Origin of the sequence: Mycolicibacterium wolinskyi, from assembly GCF_002101965.1 — a bacterium.
GTDB classification, from domain to species: domain Bacteria; phylum Actinomycetota; class Actinomycetes; order Mycobacteriales; family Mycobacteriaceae; genus Mycobacterium; species Mycobacterium wolinskyi.
Genome location: NZ_LQQA01000030.1, coordinates 196,994 through 213,950, shown reverse-complemented (window position 1 = coordinate 213,950; position 16,957 = coordinate 196,994). Strand labels below are relative to the sequence as shown.

The 16,957-nt window shown below is 64.8% G+C and carries 14 protein-coding genes; 3 read left to right on the top strand and 11 right to left on the bottom strand.

Annotated elements, in window-relative coordinates:
- Window positions 1–31: 31 nt before the first annotated feature.
- On the top strand, window positions 32–739 hold the full coding sequence (locus AWC31_RS24635; RefSeq protein ID WP_085146526.1) for a TetR/AcrR family transcriptional regulator: 708 nt from the start codon (window positions 32–34) through the stop codon (window positions 737–739).
- On the opposite strand, the gene AWC31_RS24630 is transcribed toward AWC31_RS24635, so the two are convergent.
- Window positions 736–2,463 (bottom strand): cytochrome c biogenesis protein DipZ, encoded by a 1,728-nt coding sequence (locus AWC31_RS24630; RefSeq protein WP_085146525.1) that lies wholly within the window; start codon window positions 2,461–2,463, stop codon window positions 736–738. The genes AWC31_RS24635 and AWC31_RS24630 overlap by 4 nt on opposite strands.
- A gap of 110 nt (window positions 2,464–2,573) precedes the next feature.
- On the opposite strand from AWC31_RS24630, the gene AWC31_RS24625 reads away from it, so the two are divergent.
- Together AWC31_RS24625 and AWC31_RS24620 are read left to right on the top strand one after the other, a co-directional pair.
- The gene (locus AWC31_RS24625; RefSeq protein WP_085146524.1) at window positions 2,574–3,239 is read left to right on the top strand and encodes a fasciclin domain-containing protein; all 666 of its coding nucleotides are present in this window, start codon (window positions 2,574–2,576) and stop codon (window positions 3,237–3,239) included.
- A gap of 335 nt (window positions 3,240–3,574) precedes the next feature.
- On the top strand, window positions 3,575–4,630 hold the full coding sequence (locus AWC31_RS24620; protein WP_085146523.1) for an IS110 family RNA-guided transposase: 1,056 nt from the start codon (window positions 3,575–3,577) through the stop codon (window positions 4,628–4,630).
- Window positions 4,631–4,666: 36 nt separating this feature from the next.
- Here AWC31_RS24620 and AWC31_RS24615 read toward each other — a convergent pair whose 3' ends face one another.
- From AWC31_RS24615 to rplP, 10 genes are all read right to left on the bottom strand, one after another.
- On the bottom strand, window positions 4,667–6,688 hold the full coding sequence (locus tag AWC31_RS24615; protein WP_234816988.1) for an alkyl/aryl-sulfatase: 2,022 nt from the start codon (window positions 6,686–6,688) through the stop codon (window positions 4,667–4,669).
- 229 nt (window positions 6,689–6,917) lie between these two features.
- Window positions 6,918–8,597: an ArnT family glycosyltransferase gene (locus AWC31_RS24610; protein WP_085146522.1), complete on the bottom strand. Its 1,680-nt coding sequence runs from the start codon at window positions 8,595–8,597 to the stop codon at window positions 6,918–6,920.
- A complete protein-coding gene (locus AWC31_RS24605; RefSeq protein ID WP_085146521.1) occupies window positions 8,597–10,087 on the bottom strand; it encodes a glycosyltransferase in 1,491 nt (496 codons plus the stop codon). Before AWC31_RS24605 ends, AWC31_RS24610 begins: the two co-directional genes overlap by 1 nt.
- Window positions 10,084–11,610, bottom strand: a complete 1,527-nt coding sequence (locus AWC31_RS24600) for a hypothetical protein (protein ID WP_085146520.1) — start codon at window positions 11,608–11,610, stop codon at window positions 10,084–10,086. Before AWC31_RS24600 ends, AWC31_RS24605 begins: the two co-directional genes overlap by 4 nt.
- A gap of 2 nt (window positions 11,611–11,612) precedes the next feature.
- Window positions 11,613–13,535: a cellulose biosynthesis cyclic di-GMP-binding regulatory protein BcsB gene (locus AWC31_RS24595; protein ID WP_234816987.1), complete on the bottom strand. Its 1,923-nt coding sequence runs from the start codon at window positions 13,533–13,535 to the stop codon at window positions 11,613–11,615.
- 106 nt (window positions 13,536–13,641) lie between these two features.
- Window positions 13,642–15,141 carry a phosphatidylglycerol lysyltransferase domain-containing protein gene (locus AWC31_RS24590; RefSeq protein WP_234816986.1) on the bottom strand — a complete coding sequence of 500 codons (1,500 nt, stop codon included), beginning with the start codon at window positions 15,139–15,141 and terminating at the stop codon, window positions 13,642–13,644.
- A 272-nt stretch (window positions 15,142–15,413) separates the two neighbouring features.
- Window positions 15,414–15,923 (bottom strand): NUDIX hydrolase, encoded by a 510-nt coding sequence (locus AWC31_RS24585; protein ID WP_085146517.1) that lies wholly within the window; start codon window positions 15,921–15,923, stop codon window positions 15,414–15,416.
- 86 nt (window positions 15,924–16,009) lie between these two features.
- On the bottom strand, window positions 16,010–16,306 hold the full coding sequence (gene rpsQ, locus AWC31_RS24580; protein ID WP_067842170.1) for a 30S ribosomal protein S17: 297 nt from the start codon (window positions 16,304–16,306) through the stop codon (window positions 16,010–16,012).
- Window positions 16,306–16,539 (bottom strand): 50S ribosomal protein L29, encoded by a 234-nt coding sequence (gene rpmC / locus AWC31_RS24575; protein WP_067842167.1) that lies wholly within the window; start codon window positions 16,537–16,539, stop codon window positions 16,306–16,308. The genes rpsQ and rpmC overlap by 1 nt, the downstream gene beginning before the upstream one ends.
- A complete protein-coding gene (rplP, locus tag AWC31_RS24570) occupies window positions 16,539–16,955 on the bottom strand; it encodes a 50S ribosomal protein L16 (RefSeq protein WP_067842164.1) in 417 nt (138 codons plus the stop codon). The genes rpmC and rplP overlap by 1 nt, the downstream gene beginning before the upstream one ends.
- Window positions 16,956–16,957 lie beyond the last annotated feature (2 nt).

The window sequence follows — 16,957 nt, the reverse complement described above, 5'->3', positions numbered from 1 at the left end:
CGTGGTTGTCACTGGTTTACGCTGAGCATCGATGACCGCACCCGACGACCGCCTCCCCCGCGCCCTGCGGGAGCTGTGGCGGCAGGACACCGCACCGCGGCGCGCCCGCGGGCTGACCCGCGAAGCGATCGTCGCGGCGGCGATCGACCTGGCCGATGCGGACGGGCTCGGTGCGCTGTCCATGGCCCGGCTGGCCGAACGGCTCGGCTGCGGGACGATGTCGCTCTACCGACACGTGGCGAGCAAGGACGAGCTCGTGATGTTCATGCTGTCGGCCGGTCCTGGTCCGCCGCCGCAATCCACCGATGATGCGAATTGGCGTGACGCGCTGGAGGATTGGGCCTTCGGCCTATGGGATGTCTATCACCGCCACCCGTGGATCCTGCCGGCCGCTTCGATGGGCCCGCCGGTCGACCCCGGGCAGCTGGCGTGGCTGGATGCCGGCCTCGCGGCACTTGCCCCGACCGGATTGTCCGAGCGCGACAAACTCGCCGCGGTCATGGCAGTGCTGCACTACGTGCGAGGTGCCGCGGCGATCGACATCGAGGCCGGTCAGACCGATCCCGGGCTCTTCCCGTTCGTCGTCAGCACGTTGCTCGATCGCGACCGTTTCCCGGCGCTGGCCGCCGCGGTGCGAGCCGGCGCGTTCGGCGATGACGATGACCACGTGGCCGACTTCCGGTCCGGCCTGAACCAGCTACTCGACGGCATCGCGTCACGGATACCTGACACGCGCTAACCGTAGGTGAACGAAAACGCCTGCAGCCCTTGGCTCAGGCGTACTTCGAGTTCGCCACGCCGCACTTCGCCGGTCGCTGCGATCTGGCGTAACGTGGGCGGGCCGCTGACGGGCACGGTCGTCGTCTCGCCGTCGCGGATCACGGTCACCGTGCCGGTACCGCCGACCACGAGATAGACGTCCTTGGCGTGGTAGTTCAACCTGATGCTCGACGCGTCGGCGCCCGCGGTGGCGCCCTGGTAGTCCAGCCGCCACGGGCCGCGCAAGGCGAACGAATCTTCAGGCAGGCGCGCCGGATAGGCGAACGTGGCCTCGCCCTCGTCGTAGACGCCGCCGCCGGCGTAGTTGATCTCCTTGCCGACGCCGAGGTACGTCTCGGGCGTGCGGTCGGAGTCCGGGGTCGTGTCTACCGCGTCCGTCGGATCCGGCAGCTGCACAGCTGGATTCGCGTCGACCAGCAACTCGCGGATCAAACGCTCGGTCGTCGTATAGTCGCCTTCGCCGAACTTGATGTGGCGCACGGTGCCGGTCGCGTCGATCAAGTACTTGGCCGGCCAGTACCGGTTGCGGTAGTTCGTCCATGTCGAGTACGCGTTGTCGAGTGCGACCGGGTAGGTGATGCCCAGGTCGGCCGCGCCGTTCTCGACGTTGGCCCGCACGCGTTCGAACGCATACTCCGGAGTGTGCACGCCGATCACGGTGAATCCGAGGTCCCGGTATCTGTCGTACCAGTCGACGATGTGCGGCACGGCGCGTTGGCAATTGATGCATGAGTAGGCCCAGAAGTCGACGAGTACGACCTTGCCGCGCAACGTCTTGATATCCACCGGCGCTCCGCCGGGCGTGTTGAACCAGCCGCTGATTCCGGTGACATCCGGCGCGGGTCCGCAGTTTTCGAGTTGCTCGGCACCGTTGGTGCAGTTGGACAACTGCGCATTCTGATCGTTGACGATGCCGCCCAGGTTGTCCTGCAGTTCGGTCGTCGAGGCAACCTTGTCCTGCAGTGCCGTGGTGTAGTCCGGGATCGCGCGCTGCAGCGTCGCGGGAAGGTTGACCGCGAGCGCGAGTGCGAACACGATCATCACGACACCGCCGGCCACCCGGATCTGGCGTTGCCGATGCCGAAAAGCGTTGACCCGCTCCGCCACCCGCCGCCCGGCGAGTGCGAAGACGAGCAACGGCAGCGCGGCCCCCACCGCGAACGACAACGTCAGGGCCACGGTGTTCAGCCCGATCGAACCCGTCGCCCCCGCGACCACGATCGCGGCCAGCACCGGTCCCGCACACGGCACGTACAGCACCCCTAACGCGAGCCCGAGCCCGAAACCGACACGCCCACTGCCGAACTGCTTCTGTGGGATGCGGGAGAACGGCTTCTCCAACAGCTGCTCGACGCGCGGAAAGATCAGCCCGATGCCGATCAGGAGGAGTGCGATCAGCCCGGCCCACCGGATCGCGTCCTGCGGCAGGTTCAGTAGCTGCAACGCCGCCGAACCCACGAGCGTCACCGCACTGAAACTGAGGACGAGTCCAGCGATCACGAAATACGGGCGCAGGGCCTGCACGAGCGACGGTTTCACTTCGACCATGGTCGTGCCGTGATCGCCGGGCACACGGGCACTTTGCGCGCCGGAGAAGAAGATGACCGGCAGCACGGGCAGGATGCACGGCGAGATGCCGGTGATGAGGCCGCCGAGGAATCCGATGAGCACCAAGGTGTACATGCTCGGTATTCGGAACCGGTCCCCGTAAGGATTGCTCCCATCCATGACGCAGACCACTCCGAATACCCGGTAGACGACGGCAACCGCTGTCGCCGACACAGGGAGTGGAAATGCGAAACATTCAGAAATCCGCCGGCGTGCTGGCCGGGTTCGCCGCGGCAGCCGCGCTGGGCCTGTCAGCCTGCTCGTCGAGTGAGACCGCCCGGCCGGCGCCGCAGGTGGAATCGACCACGAGCGCGGTCGCACCGATGTCGAACGAGCCGGCCGCCCCGGTCGATCCGGCTGCCGACCTCGTCGGGCCCGGGTGCGCGGGGTACGCCGAGCAGGTGCCGTCGGGGCCGGGTTCGGTGACCGGCATGGCCCAGGACCCGGTGACCGTCGCGGCGTCGAACAACCCGCTGCTGACCACCCTGACCTCGGCGGTGTCGGGCAAGTTGAACCCGAACGTGAACCTGGTCGACACCCTCAACGGCGGTGAGTTCACGGTGTTCGCACCGACCGACGACGCATTCGCGAAGATCGATCCGGCGACGATCGAATCGCTCAAGACCGATTCCGCCACCCTCACGAAAATCCTGACCTACCACGTCGTGCCGGGTCAGGCCAGCCCGGCCAAGGTGGTCGGCAGCCATCAGACCGTGCAGGGCGCGACCGTGAACGTCACCGGCTCGGGCGACGCGCTCAAGGTCAACGACGCGGGTGTGGTGTGCGGCGGGGTGCGCACCGCGAACGCGACCGTCTACCTGATCGACACCGTGCTGATGCCCCCGGCATAACCGGCCGCCACCTCTACTCGCGAACAGACACGTAGGTACCCGAAATCGACGATTTCTGGGTACCTACGCGTCTCAGTGTCATTGTGAGTGTGCCGGGTTTACGGCGGGTCTGGGTGACAGCCGCTGTGGCGCGGTGGTTGGTTACGTTTCACCTGGTGTCTGGCTCCCTACGCGTCTGTCGCCCTCGGGGTTGGCGTTGAGCAGTAGTGCCGGCATCAGGTGAGACGGACCGGCCGACCTGACTTGATAGGAGCGTGGCATCGCCCCGACTGAGATGTGTCGGCCGACCGGTCCAACCTCAACACCCTCTCCACAGAGCGAAGGAGGCAACTCTCATGATTGTTGTTGGCGCCGATGTGCACAAGCGCTCACACACCTTTGTCGCCGTCAACGAGGTGGGCCGGCGGCTGGGCGAAAAGACCGTCAAGGCCACCACCGAGGGCCACCAGGCGGCGTTGATATGGGCACGCGAACTGTTCGGCACGGATCTGATCTGGGGTATCGAGGACTGCCGCAACATGTCGGCACGGCTCGAACGTGACCTGCTTGGTGGCGGGCAGAAGGTGGTGCGGGTACCCACCAAACTCTCAGCCCAGACACGCAAGTCCGCACGCACCCGGGGCAAGTCCGATCCCATCGATGCCGAGGCGGTCGCGCGGGCGGTGTTGCGTGAACCCGACCTTCCAGTGGCCTGCCATGACGAGACCTCACGCGAGCTCAAGCTGCTCACCGACCGCCGCGATATCCTTGTCGCGCAACGCACCTCGGCGATCAATCGACTGCGCTGGCATGTCCATGAACTCGACCCCGAGCAGGCCCCAGCCGCCCGCAAGCTCAAATTGACCACACACCAGCAAGCCCTACAGGACTGGCTGCAGACCCTTGCCGGGCTCATCGCCGAGATCGCGCGTGACGAGCTGGCCGACATCATCCGACTCACCGCTGAGATCAACGCCCTCGAAAAGCGCCTCGCCGCCCGCATCCGCGACCTCGCTCCCACACTGCTGGCCATCGACGGCTGCGCGGAGCTGACCGCGGCCAAGATCGTCGGCGAGGCCGCCGGCATCGAACGGTTCACCAGCGAGGCCGCCTTCGCCTGCCATGCCGGCGTGGCACCCATCCCGGCATGGTCGGGCGCCAACGCCGGCCAAATGCGGTTAAGCCGCTCAGGCAACCGCCAACTCAACACCGCCATCCACCGCATCGCCGTCACCCAGGCCCGGATGGAAGGTAGCCAAGGCCATACCTACTATCACCGGCTGATCGCCGAGGGTAAAACTAAGGCCAAAGCCCGACGCTGCCTCAAACGCCGCATCAGCCGCCGCGTCTACCAAGCCCTGCTCACCGACCGCCAAATCCCACACCACACCCAACAATCAGCTGCCGCTTGACATAGGAGCTATTGTTCGCCGGAAACCGGCGCTCGCTCAAGGCGTCACGATGTTAAACCAGAACGGGAAGGTGTCGAGCAGACCGACGAACTCTTCGACTGATTGACGGTTGCCCTCCAGCGTCACCTTGTTCTGGTCGATGCCGTCCGTGAGCTTCAACTCACCCATCTGAATCTGGTTCATGGTCGCCTTGGTGAGCTTGAGGTTCGCGTTGGCGTTCGGTATCGGTTGAGGCGCGTAGTTGAGCACACCGTTCTCCACAGTGAGCCCATAAACCTTGCGCAAGTCGGTGAAGTCCACGTTGAGCGTGATGTTCTTGCCAGCGGCCTTCGGGCCGTTGAGCCGCACGCCCAAGTAGTCGAACATCATTTCCGGAGGCATGGCGTTGATGGTGTCCGGGCTCGCGGTGTCCGTGCCGCCCGCATCTGGCACACCGTTTCGCAGTTCATAGGCGCCCTGCAGATACACCGAACGCCAGGGTCCGGATTCGGCTTGGTAACCCATCTGTTCATAGCTGTCGGCCAGCAGGTTCTTTCCATGCACACTGTCGGGATTGGCGAACACGACGTGCTTGAGCACCATCGCGGTCCACCGATAGTTGCCGTTGTCGAAGTCGTTCTTGGCCTTTTCCAGGATCGCTTCCTCGCCGCCCATGTACTCGACGTACTTCTTGGCAGCTTCTTGCGGTGGCAGGTCGTCGAGATCTGACGGGTTGCCGTCATACCAACCCATATACCGCTGATAGACGGCTCGCGAGTTGTGTTTGAGTGTGCCGTAGTAGCCGCGGTCGGGCCAAAAGTTGTTGAGCTCGGGCGGGAACTGGATCTCCTCGGCAATCTCGGACCCGACATAGCCTTGGTTCATCAACCGGACCGACTGGTCGTGCATGTACTTGTACATGTCGCGCTGGCGCTTCCAGTAGTCGATGATGTTGGCATTGCCCCACTTCGGCCAGTGGTGGCTCTGAAACTTCACCTCGGTGTTCGGGCCGTACGTGCGGATCGTTTCGTCGAGGAAACTGGCCCAGACGCGGGCATCACGCACCTGTGCGCCCCGCAACGTCAGCAGATTGTGCATGGTATTGGTGGTGTTCTCCGCCATCCACATGGCCTTGAACTGCGGGAAGAACGTGTTCATCTCGGTCGGCGCTTCGGTGCCCGGTGTCATCTGGAATTCCATGTCGACACCATCGATGGTCATCTTCGTGCCGGTTGTGCTGATGATGTCGGTCGGGATGATCATCGTCGGAACACCGGTCGACACCGTCTGCCCCAGGCCACCGTTCACCCCGCCCTGCGGATTGCGCGGCAACAGGGCACCGTACATGTAGATCGCGCGTCGGGACATGGCATTGCCTGCGATGACGTTCTCGCTGACGGCGTCCTCGACAAAAGCTTGTGGTGCAATGATTTTCACCTTGCCCGAGTCGACGTCGGCTTGAGACACGATGCCTCGTACGCCGCCGTAGTGATCGACGTGCGAATGGCTGTGAACGACCGCGAGAACCGGCCTGCTGCCACGATGCTGGTTGGCCAGGTCCAGTGCCGCTTTGGCCGTCTCGGGCGAGATCGCGGTGTCCATGACGATCCATCCGGTGTCGCCCTGGATGAACGTGACGTTGGACAGGTCGTAGCCGCGCACTTGATAGATCCGGTCCGGGACCACCTCGAAAAGCCCGTATTCCATGTTCAGTTGCGCGTTGCGCCAGAGGCTCGGGTTGACGGTGTCCGGCGCCGGTTTGTCGGCTGCGATGTACTTCTTGTACTCCTCAAGGTCCCAGACGACGTTGCCGTCGGCATCTTTGATCGTGAGCGTGTCGGGACGGGCTACGAGTCCCCGCTTGGCGTCATCGAAATCAGCTTTGTCGTTGAACGGCAGGGTGTCGAGCACCTTCTGGTTAGCTGCTTTTGTCGCCTCGGTGGCACCCTTGGGCTTGTTGTCGGTAGTCAACGCGCCGCCGCCATCGGCACCCCCGCCATCGGCGCCGTTGCTGTCACAGGCGGCCAGCACACTCGATACCGCCGCGGTGCCCACACCGAGAACGGCCAAGCTGCTCAATGCTTTTCGTCTGGATAGCTGCCCGTGCTCTCCCTGGCCTGCGTCGATGGCCTGATTTCGATTCGTATCTGAGACAGGTTCCATACAAGCGGATTATGCCGATTTGAATGCAGAATTTTGCCGACAATTGCGTATTGCCCGTCAATTGTTATCTCATCGCGAGCAGACGCGTGGGTACCCCAAAGCAATGAATTTCGGGTACCCAAGCGTCTGTTCGCGCAGGAGGCCGTCAACCAACCGGTTCGTTTACCCGGTACAGACGCCAATCCGGCTGGCCGTCACCATCGTTGGGTATCTCCAGTTCCAGGGTGGCGACTTCGGCCCCGGTGTCGTAGAGCGTCGGATAACGGAGATTGAGCGCATCGGAGGTGCCGCGGCCGATCGGCGGGACGGCCAGCAGGTACTCGATCCCGTTGCCGCTCGGATCGTTGAGCAACTCGGTGAAATCCGGATCGGACGGGATGATAAACATCCGCGGCCGGCTCGACGCTGCGAGAATGCCGAACCCGTAGACCGTATCGGTGATCACCGAACTGTCCGGCAGATCGAGCGTGTCGAGATACTCGGCGATCTTTCGTTCCGTGCCGAACGTGCGCGCGATCCGATGCTCGGTGGCCTTGCGTTCGGTCACGTTGTCCGGGTCTGGCGAGAGCACCGCGCCCAGACCGTATTCCTGTGGTGCGTAATCGGGTTGAGCCATGCCTATCACCGTCACCGGAATACCGATCGCGACGGTCGCGGCAACGGCCACATACCGCGCCGCCGAATGACGCCGGGGCGCTTCGGCACTCACGAGCGGTGCGTACTTGCCGCGGCGTGTCGGTGTGACGAACACTCCGTCGGGAACCGCGAGCATCGCCAGGCAAGCGGTCATCGGTATCGCGATGATGAAGAACCGCAGGAACGGGAACGTCGATCCGGCGGCGTAGCTGTAGGCCTGAAACGCCAACACCGCACCGAACATCGCCACCGGCACGATCAGCACCTGCCAGTTCGGTTTGCCCCACCGCTGCATGGTGACCCAGAGCGCGAGCGGGATCAGCGTCGGTGCGAGCAACATGACGCAGATGAGCGCGAATCGCAGCCCATCGGCGAAGTTCGGTGCCGTCTGCCCGGATTGCTCGAGTATCGCGGTGTTGCCGTATTGCGAGGTGAACTGTGCGAACGCCTCACCGGTGATCAGCCACCCGGCCGCGGCCCAGCCGAGGAACGCCAGGAAGCCGGGACCGCTCACGATCAACAGGTCCAGGAAGGCGCGACGCAAGCGGGGCGGCGGTTTGGCCCGCAGGTAGGTGGTGATGCCGACCAGCAATCCGGCGGCGCCGATCGAGGCCGCAGCGTCGTAGCGGGTCAGATAGGCCAGCCCCATCGCGATACCGCCTGCCGCGACGAGATGGTGCACGTCATCGTCGACCATCCACATGATGAGCCGGCGCACCGCCCATGCCATGAAGAAGATGAACGGCGCCTCGCTCATCCCGTTGGAGCCGTAGAAGACGATCATCGGGTTGAGCGCGAACAACAGCGTGATGGTCACCGAATATGCCCGCGGCAGACCACGATCGATGCCCATGCTCAAGATCTGCACGGCGGCCCCCGCCATGAACGCCGCCGACATGATCGTGCCGGAATACGCGTAGGTGGTGATGTGGGGCCACACCGCGCTGAACGCGATCGCCGGTATCTGCACCATGGCTGCGACGGGCGTGAAGATGAAGCCCAGCGCGGCGAGGTGCGGATCGCGGCTGAACAACACCGACTGCGTGGCCGCGACTCGCGACAGCGTGTCGCCCATGATGAACGCGTGCTGAATCTGCAGCCAGTACCCCACCGCGAGATACACGACGAGGAAGGCGAAGAAGATCGCCGCCTTCAGCCGGAAATCCGGCCGTGTGCGTGCAGCAGACATCACGTCGACGCCATCTGCTCGTGCGCGGCCTTGTCCTCGGGACGCTCGGCGAGACCGTGAAACGTCTTCTCCCAGAACGATGGTTGGCGAATCATCTGATAGCAGCCCTTGGCGGCAGCGATGCTCATCATCAACCAGAACAGCGGTACGCTCAGCGCGGCGAACAGCAGATCCGACCGGTCGTCCTCGCGCAGCGCGATCATGTTCATGTACATGACCGTGAAGTTGCCGATGATCATCGCGATGAGCGCCGGGAAATAGATGAGCGCCGGGAACACCTCGCCGACGACGGCCGGTTGGCCCAGGAACCACAACACCGTGATGAACCAGAACAGCAGGTTGAGCACCGCGATGATCGGGGTGCCCGCCAACACCAGCGTGAAGCGGATGAAACTGCGCAACCCGAGTGTCCGGTACAACTTCACCGGCTGCCGGATGTGCACCAGCCAGGTCTGCAGATAGCCCTTGTACCACCGGGACCGCTGCCGGATCCAATTGATCACATCGCTGTTGGCCTCTTCGAGTGTGTAGGAGTCGATGACCGCGGTGTGGTACCCGTGCGCGGCGATCCGCAACCCGAGATCGGCATCTTCGGTGACGTTGAACGGATCCCACGCGCCGATCTGCTGCAGCATGTCCCGACGCAGGTGATTGGACGTGCCACCCAGGGGAATCGGTGAAGTGCTCACCATCATGCCGGGCAGCAGATACCCGAACCACAGTGCGTACTCGGCGGTGAACCACGCGGTCAGCAGATTCTGGTGACCGTTGTGATACACGAGCTTTGCCTGTACACACGCCACGTCGTCGGGAAGCTGACGGAACGCCGCGACCACGCGGCGCAACTGCAGCGGCTCCGGTAGATCTTCGGCGTCGAAGATCGTGACGATGTCGCCCGTCGCGAAGTGCAGGCCGTAATTACACGCCTTCGGTTTGGTCCGCGGTTCTGCGGGCGGCACGAGCAGAATCGTGATGACGTCGGATTCCCCGCAGGCCCTGGCGGCGTCGATGGTCACCTGATCGTCGGCCTCCAGCAACAGCAGCACCTGAAGCCGATCCCGCGGGTACTCCAGCGAATCCATCGCGCCGATGAGATCGGCCACCACCTCCGGCTCGTTGTAGGCCGGGACCAGGATCGTGTACGGCGGCAACTCCTCGTCAGGTATCGCACGGGCCGCCTCGTCGCCGATGACGATGGGCCGCGACGCCAGGCCGCGCTTGAAGATCAACACGCGATCGCCCAACGTCAAAAGGTATGCCAGCGTGCACAATCCGATGAGGACCACCGCAGTCTGCATCGGCCGCCATATTTCGAACGCGATCACGACTGCCAGCAGCCCCAGCAGCACCGGTTTCTGCCAACCCATCAACGGCTTCGACGCCGAATGCAGCGGATCGTCTTCGCGCAGGCCGTTGATCGCCCGGTGCAACGCGTAGTCACGTTGTTCAGCGGTCACGGTGTCGGCGTCGAATATCTCGCGGATCGTCACTGTCCGGTCCTCGTCTGCCCGAACTGCTCAGCCACCAGTGCGCGGCCGAATTCGGTCAGGAGCTCGGCATCCTTGTAAACCGGCTGACGCTGTACCAACACCGAATTGCCCCGGAACAGCACCGTCAACAGGTTGCGTAGGGTCGAGATGAGGCCGCGTTGCGGGTCCGGGAACGGCGCGTCGGGCAGATGGTTGTCGACCGCGAAGACGTCGACGATCTGATCCTGGTCCTCGTCGCCCCACGCGAATCGCAGCACGTCCCATGTCACCAGCAGCCGGTCGTCGATCGCGGAGAGAAGCTGGCCGGTCACACCGTGGCCGAGGTCGACCCGACGCGGCGCACTGAGCCGCGTGCCCGTGGTGTCGTAGAGCACCTGTCCGGGATAGGCGTCGAACGAGAACGGCAACTCGCTGACGATGCTGTCCACCATGACCGTTCGCGGTGCCGCCAGCTTGTCGAATCGTGGGTCGCCGACATCGGCGGTCATGCGCTGCCGCACGAGTATCGCCTCGTCGCCGTAGTACCGCGATACGCCGGTATAGGTCTGCTCGCCGGTGATCGACCAGCCCGGCGGCTGGGCCAGCCGCCGGCCCGGATCCAGCTCGTAGGGGGCGGCCCGGCTGATCGTCGTCGCGCTGAGCTGCTTCGGCAACGGCATGAAGGCCAGCGCGACCGCGACCGCGACCACCAACGGCACGGCAGACCAGATCTGTTTGGCGGCGAGAGGTTCGATCTTGCGGTCCCACAGCCGTTTCGGTTGTCCGCGGCGGGTGTACAGAAAGGCCGCGAAACCCACCGCGAGGATCGAGGTGAGCGATGGGATCATCTGATAGGCGATCACCGGCGCGTCCGGCCTCACCTTGTCGAGTACGAACAGCACGACGAAGCCGATGACGAATGATGTCAGCGCCCCGACCGCCGCGCGCCTGCGCGTGCGGCCCACCGCGATCGCCGTCGCGGCGGCCGCGATGAACAGTGTCCCGACCCCGGCCGCGAAGTTCCCGCCGCCCAACGTGATCACGACGACCTGATAGGGCAATGCCGATATCAGTGACAGCAGCACCCATACCCATCCGAAGCGGGCTACCGGGCGCAGGCCGAACAACACGAAGCTGCAGCTGAGCACGAACAGCCACAGCGCCAACAGATCCAGGCGCATCAAGTGGAAGAACTCCGAATACCGCTTGAGCAGGACACCGTGGACCATCAGCGCGAGCCCGAGCCCGATGACGCCGACGATGATGTCGGTCTGCCGGTCATGGATGGGTAGTTCGGTGCGCCGCCGGTAGTTCACCCCCAACGCCGCCAGCAACGCCGCGATCGGAACCATCCAGACGTACCCGATGAGACCGCCCGCCAACGTGGTCTCGACCAGATTCCGCAGGCTCTCCCGGAATGCCACGATCGTCAGCACCGCGATGAGGGTCCAGCGCAGCACCAGGCGCATGGTGGGAGTGCGCCCGAACCACCATTCCCCCAGGCGATCCCACGCGCCGGGGGCGGTCTGGACCGTCGACGTCACGGCTAGCTCCGAGACCGCCGGCCACGCAGTGCGATCAGCGCCCCGACCAAAACCGTCAGCGCCACCACACCGGCGCTGATACCGAGGAACAACGCTTTGCGGTCACCCGTGGCAGCCGCCTCGGGTTCCAGCGCCGCCTGCGTGGTCAGTTCGACCGGGTCACGTCCGGGTATGGCCACCAGCGCGTTGCCGGTCAGGCCTGCCCAGCGTCCGATGTCGGAATCCAGCCAGCCCAACAACCGGTCGAGCTCCTGCGGGGCGTCGGTGGACGTCGCGACGAGCACGGTGCGACCACCGCTGTAGACCGTCTGCAGCGAACCGAAGCCGATCCTCGGGTCCAGCGTGAGCGTGCTCGAATCACCGCTGCCGTCAACGTTTTCGACACTGATCACGCCGTCGGCGTTCTCGGCAACCGGGAGCGTGATCCGCTCGTCGTTCCACTCGTCGGCGCTCACGATCACCGCGGGATTCGACGAGGCGATCGCATCGTCCCGCGATACGACCGCGGTATCGAACGGCCGTGCGCTCAGGCGCTGCAGGCCCGTCAGGATCAACACCGCGCGCCGCAGATTGTCGAGCCCGTCGTCGATACCGACCTCGACGCGCGGCATCAACGCCTGTGGCAGCGACTGGAATCCGAGCGGAACCGGCGGCTTGGCGAGCTTGCTGTGCACGGGCGTCTCGCCGTCGATCGTGAGCGTGATCGGCTGGAACTCACCGCAGCGGCCGGTGTTCCCCGCCGCGTCGACCTCCACGTCCAGATTCGTGTAGCGCTGTAACAGCCGGTCGGGAACATCGATCCAACGGTCGATCGTTCCGCTCGTCTCGGTTGCCCATCGAGCGATGGTCTGCCCGCCGATGCTGACCACCACCTGACCGGCGATGCTCGTGGGCAGCGGCGTGTACGACCCCTGCAGATGTACGCGCACGCCGTGGACCGAGCGTCCCAGCCTGGTCTGGTCGAGGGGAATCGTCACGCGCGGATTGACCAGCGAGGTGGCATTGACACCGGGCTGGCCGAGTTGGCGAATCGTCGTGAGGTCACCGGGAAGCTGCGGTGCCCGCGAAAGCGGCCCCACAACGGCTTTCGACCGCACGGCCAATTTCGAGATATCGCTGGACAACAACCGCGCCTGATTGGTCAGCTCACCGGCCGACCCCGAGACCACCAGGGCCGGAACGGCATTGGGGCCCTGCAGGCTCAGGCCGGGAGCATCGCCCGCACGTATGACGATCTGGCGCTCCAGTGGCTGTGGCGGCGGCAGGGCGCCTCCGTCGGTGGCGACGACATCGACGTCGGGGCGTTGCAGTCCGTACTGGGCCACCGTGGCCGTCGCCAGGCGTACGGCGGCGTCCGCTTCGGGCTTGGACGGTTTCGGCGGCACGAACAACGTGAGCTTTCGCAGCACCGGCGGGACGAAATCGGCGATCGCCGTTGGCGCGCGTTCCAGGCCGGTGTAGCGCACCTCAGTGTTGACCAGCCGCAGCGGATTGGTCGGGTCGTACACGCAGTACCCGTCGGGCAGCGTCAGGTAATCGGTCAGCAAAACCGTGACGGCGTTGTCGACGACCCTGGCCCCGGCAAGTGGAACCGTGATCGGTGCCTGATCGGGCGGCAGCGGCACGCGCGAGATCGTGCGGTCCTGCTGCGTGACCTCCAGCGTTCCGCCCCGAGCGTTGACCGGCATCTGCACCGTCGCGGTCAGTTCGGCGGGCACCAGCCCGGGTGGCACCGGTATTGTCAGGGTTTGCGCGCCCTGTACGCCGTAGAGGGAGATCGTCGGGTCAGCGCCGAGTGTGCGCAGGTTCAGCGTTGGCGAACTGGCCAGTGACGGATCTTCTGGCTCGGCATGCGCGACACCGGGCAGCGCAGTTCCGGCAACGACAATCGCGGCGGCCAGCAGCGGCATCATCCGTGCAGTCACTCGAAAAAGCCTAGGCCGGGAGTTGTGCTCGCACCGGTATTCACTGAAATCGTTACCCGCGCTCCGACGTGTGCGGTTGGCCATGTACGTCACCCTCATTTCGTGATCACGGGAACTGTGCGGCCACCAGAGCGCGCCCGAAAATGGTGAGAAGTTCCTGGTCCTTGAACACCGGTTTGCGTTCGTCGAGCACGGCGTTGCCCCGGAACAGCAAGGTGATGAGCGTGCGGAGATTCGACACGACGCTGCCGGACGGGGTCGGGAACGGCGCATCCGGTTCATGGTTGTCGACGGCGAATACCGTCACCCGCTTCGCGAGATCGCTGTCACCCCAAGCGAATTGGAGCGAGTTCCACGTGACCAGCAGATCGTCGTCCACGACCGACAACATCAGACCGTGTACGCCCATGCCGAGGTCGACCGGGCGCTGGGCACTCAACCGCGCCCCGGTCAGCCCGTACAGCACACGCGCCGGGTAGACCCCGAACGTGAACGGCCGCCGACTGACAATGCTGTCCACCACCACCGTCCTGGGCCGAGACAGTTTGTCCCAGCGCGGGTTTCCGTGATCGGCCCGCATGTACTGACGTACCAGCACGGCATTGTCTCCGTAGAAACGGTGGACCTGCCGGAAATCCTCACGCTCGATCGTCGACCATCCGCCCGGCGCGACCAACGGCTGGCCCGGTGACAGCGCAACGGGACTGGGCCTGCTGATCGGAGCGGTGGTGGTCTGCGTCGGCAGGGCACACAGTGACAGCGCCACCGCGGCCGCCACCACCAATGGCACACCCGACCAGACCTGCTTGGCCGCGAGCGGTTCCACCTTGCGGTCCAGAATCCGCTTCCGGACGCCGCGCCGGGATGTCAGATACATCGCGACCCCGACCACGCAGATCGCCGCCACCGCGGGTACCTGTTGGTAGGTCAACAACGGCGTGTCCGGAAAGATCGTCCCGATCGCGATGAGCACCGCGAAGCCGACCGCCCACGCGCCCAGCGAACCCAGCACGCCGCGCCGAAACGTCCGGCCCACAGCGATACCCGTACCGACCGCGGCGATGAGAAGCGTTGCCGCCCCGGCGGCGAACTTTCCACCGCCAAGCAGGACCACCGCGAGGTAGTACGGAAGCGAGAACGCGAGCGCGAACAATGCCCATACCCACGTGAACCGGATGACTGGCCGAAGGCCGAAAAGTATTACGCAGCAACACAGTACGAACAGCCACGCGGCGACCAGATCGAGGCGCAGCAGATGGAAGTACAACGCATATCGATCCAGCAGGGCCGCCTGGATCATCAGCGCGAGGCCCAAACCCATGGTGCCGACGATGATGTCGGTCTGCCGGTCGTGGATCGGCAGCTCGGTGCGGTTGCGCCGCGCCACCCCGACCGCGACGAGCGCGGCGACCAACGGCACCGTCCACACGTAACCGCCGATGCCACCCTCGCGCGTCGTGGTGACCAGGCTGGCGAAGCTGGCCCGGAACGCGAACGCCGTCAGACCGGTGATCAGCGCCCACCGGATCACCAGGCGGTAGGTCGGATGCAGCCCGTAGTACCACTCCAGGAACGTCGCCGGTCTCGAGCGCGCGGCCGTGGACATCGCGGTCATCGTGGCTACACGTGACGCACCGGTGTTGACACCGCAGTTAATATGCCGACTTGGACGCTAGCCACGCAATCGGCGCGAATTCGACGCCATATCCCCACCCTCATGTGCGCGATGGTATGGCAGCTCGGCCGACGAGCAAATCGGAATTCGTTGCGTGCGCCCAGGTTCGCAGTGGCGCGTCGAATTCAGCAACAGTTCGTTGCCGGCGATTCGCCGCATACGGTCGGCATGTGCCCACCGGCCGCGATGACGGCGAAAATCGGCTACCGGCGCAACAAATTCGGGATCAGCACGCGGGTGTCGGGCACGAACGGCCAGTCCGGTGCGGCAAGCCGGTCGGCGAGTTCGTCGTCGGTCCACCACCACCCGTCGGCGATCTCGGACGCCTGATGACGGATCGGCCCGTCGTAGGTCACCTGATATGCGAACAGATGACAGCGCATCGGACGTCCCGCCCACTCCCCGTCCCACGCCGCCGAGGCCAGCGGGACGGGATACTGCCCGGTGACGCCCAGTTCCTCGGCGAGTTCGCGGGTCGCGGCCTGCAGCGGGGACTCCCCGGCGTCGACGACGCCGCCCGCGAGGCAGTCATGCATGCCCGCGAACACCGTCTTGGTGTCCGAACGCCGATGCACGTAGAGTCGCCGGCCATCGGTCGAGCGGACCAGCACCCCGGCGCTCGCATGCCACAACCCGTCGGCGTACACCCGCGAACGCGGCGCCGCACCAACCACATTGCCGCCTGCGTCATACACCGCGACCGTCTCGTCCATCACCACGTCATCGCCCGCTCCGAAAATGCACAAACCCCCGACACCGCCGAGTGGCGGGTGGGGGTTTGCACATGTGGATGCGAAGGTTACTTCGCGCGCTCGAGCACCTCGACCAGGCGCCACCGCTTGGTGGCGGACAGCGGACGGGTCTCCATGAGCGAGACGCGATCGCCGATGCCGGCGTCGCCGTTCTCGTCGTGCGCCTTCACCTTCTTGGTGGTGCGGATGATCTTGCCGTACAGCGGGTGGCTCTTGCGATCCTCCAGCTCCACGACGATCGTCTTCTGCATCTTGTCGCTGACGACGTAGCCGATGGCGGTCTTACGGCGACCGCGCGGCTTCTCCGTCCGCGGAGTGTGCTTGGGGCCCTTAGTCTCTGCCATTACGCTTCCTCACCAACGGGCCCGGATGCCAGACCCAACTCACGTTCACGCAGCACGGTGTAAACCCGTGCAATCTCCTGGCGCACAGTGCGCAGCCGACGATTGTTGGAGAGCTGGCCGGTCGCCATCTGGAAGCGCAGGTTGAACAGCTCTTCCTTGGACTCGCGCAGCTTGTCCTTCAACTCGTCGTCGGTCAGTTCGCGCAGTTCACCAGGCGTAGTTCCCACTGCCATCAGAACTGCTCCTCTCGGGTCACGATGCGTGCCTTGATCGGCAACTTGTGGATCGCGCGGGTCAGTGCGTCCCTGGCGATCTTCTCGTCGGGGTAGCTCAGCTCGAACAGGATGCGTCCGGGCTTCACGTTCGCGACCCACCACTCCGGCGAACCCTTACCGGAACCCATGCGGGTCTCGGCGGGCTTCTTGGTCAGCGGGCGGTCCGGGAAGATGTTGATCCACACCTTGCCGCCACGCTTGATGTGCCGGTTGATGGCGATACGAGCGGACTCGATCTGCCGGTTGGTGATGTAGGCATGGCCCAGGGCCTGGATGCCGTAGTCACCGAAGCTCACCTGCGTGCCGCCGCTGGCGATGCCACGCTGCTGGGGGTGATGCTGCTTGCGGTGCTTGACCTTGCGGGGAATCAGCATGA

Excerpts from the sequence above, each read along its gene's own strand:
- AWC31_RS24635 (WP_085146526.1), top strand. The coding sequence starts at position 32 with ATGACCGCACCCGACGACCGCCTCCCCCGCGCCCTGCGGGAGCTGTGG.
- AWC31_RS24630 (WP_085146525.1), bottom strand. The coding sequence starts at position 2,463 with ATGTACACCTTGGTGCTCATCGGATTCCTCGGCGGCCTCATCACCGGC.
- AWC31_RS24625 (WP_085146524.1), top strand. The coding sequence starts at position 2,574 with ATGCGAAACATTCAGAAATCCGCCGGCGTGCTGGCCGGGTTCGCCGCG.
- AWC31_RS24620 (WP_085146523.1), top strand. The coding sequence starts at position 3,575 with ATGATTGTTGTTGGCGCCGATGTGCACAAGCGCTCACACACCTTTGTC.
- AWC31_RS24610 (WP_085146522.1), bottom strand. The coding sequence starts at position 8,597 with ATGTCTGCTGCACGCACACGGCCGGATTTCCGGCTGAAGGCGGCGATC.
- AWC31_RS24590 (WP_234816986.1), bottom strand. The coding sequence starts at position 15,141 with ATGTCCACGGCCGCGCGCTCGAGACCGGCGACGTTCCTGGAGTGGTAC.
- AWC31_RS24585 (WP_085146517.1), bottom strand. The coding sequence starts at position 15,923 with ATGGACGAGACGGTCGCGGTGTATGACGCAGGCGGCAATGTGGTTGGT.
- rpsQ (WP_067842170.1), bottom strand. The coding sequence starts at position 16,306 with ATGGCAGAGACTAAGGGCCCCAAGCACACTCCGCGGACGGAGAAGCCG.
- rpmC (WP_067842167.1), bottom strand. The coding sequence starts at position 16,539 with ATGGCAGTGGGAACTACGCCTGGTGAACTGCGCGAACTGACCGACGAC.
- rplP (WP_067842164.1), bottom strand. The coding sequence starts at position 16,955 with ATGCTGATTCCCCGCAAGGTCAAGCACCGCAAGCAGCATCACCCCCAG.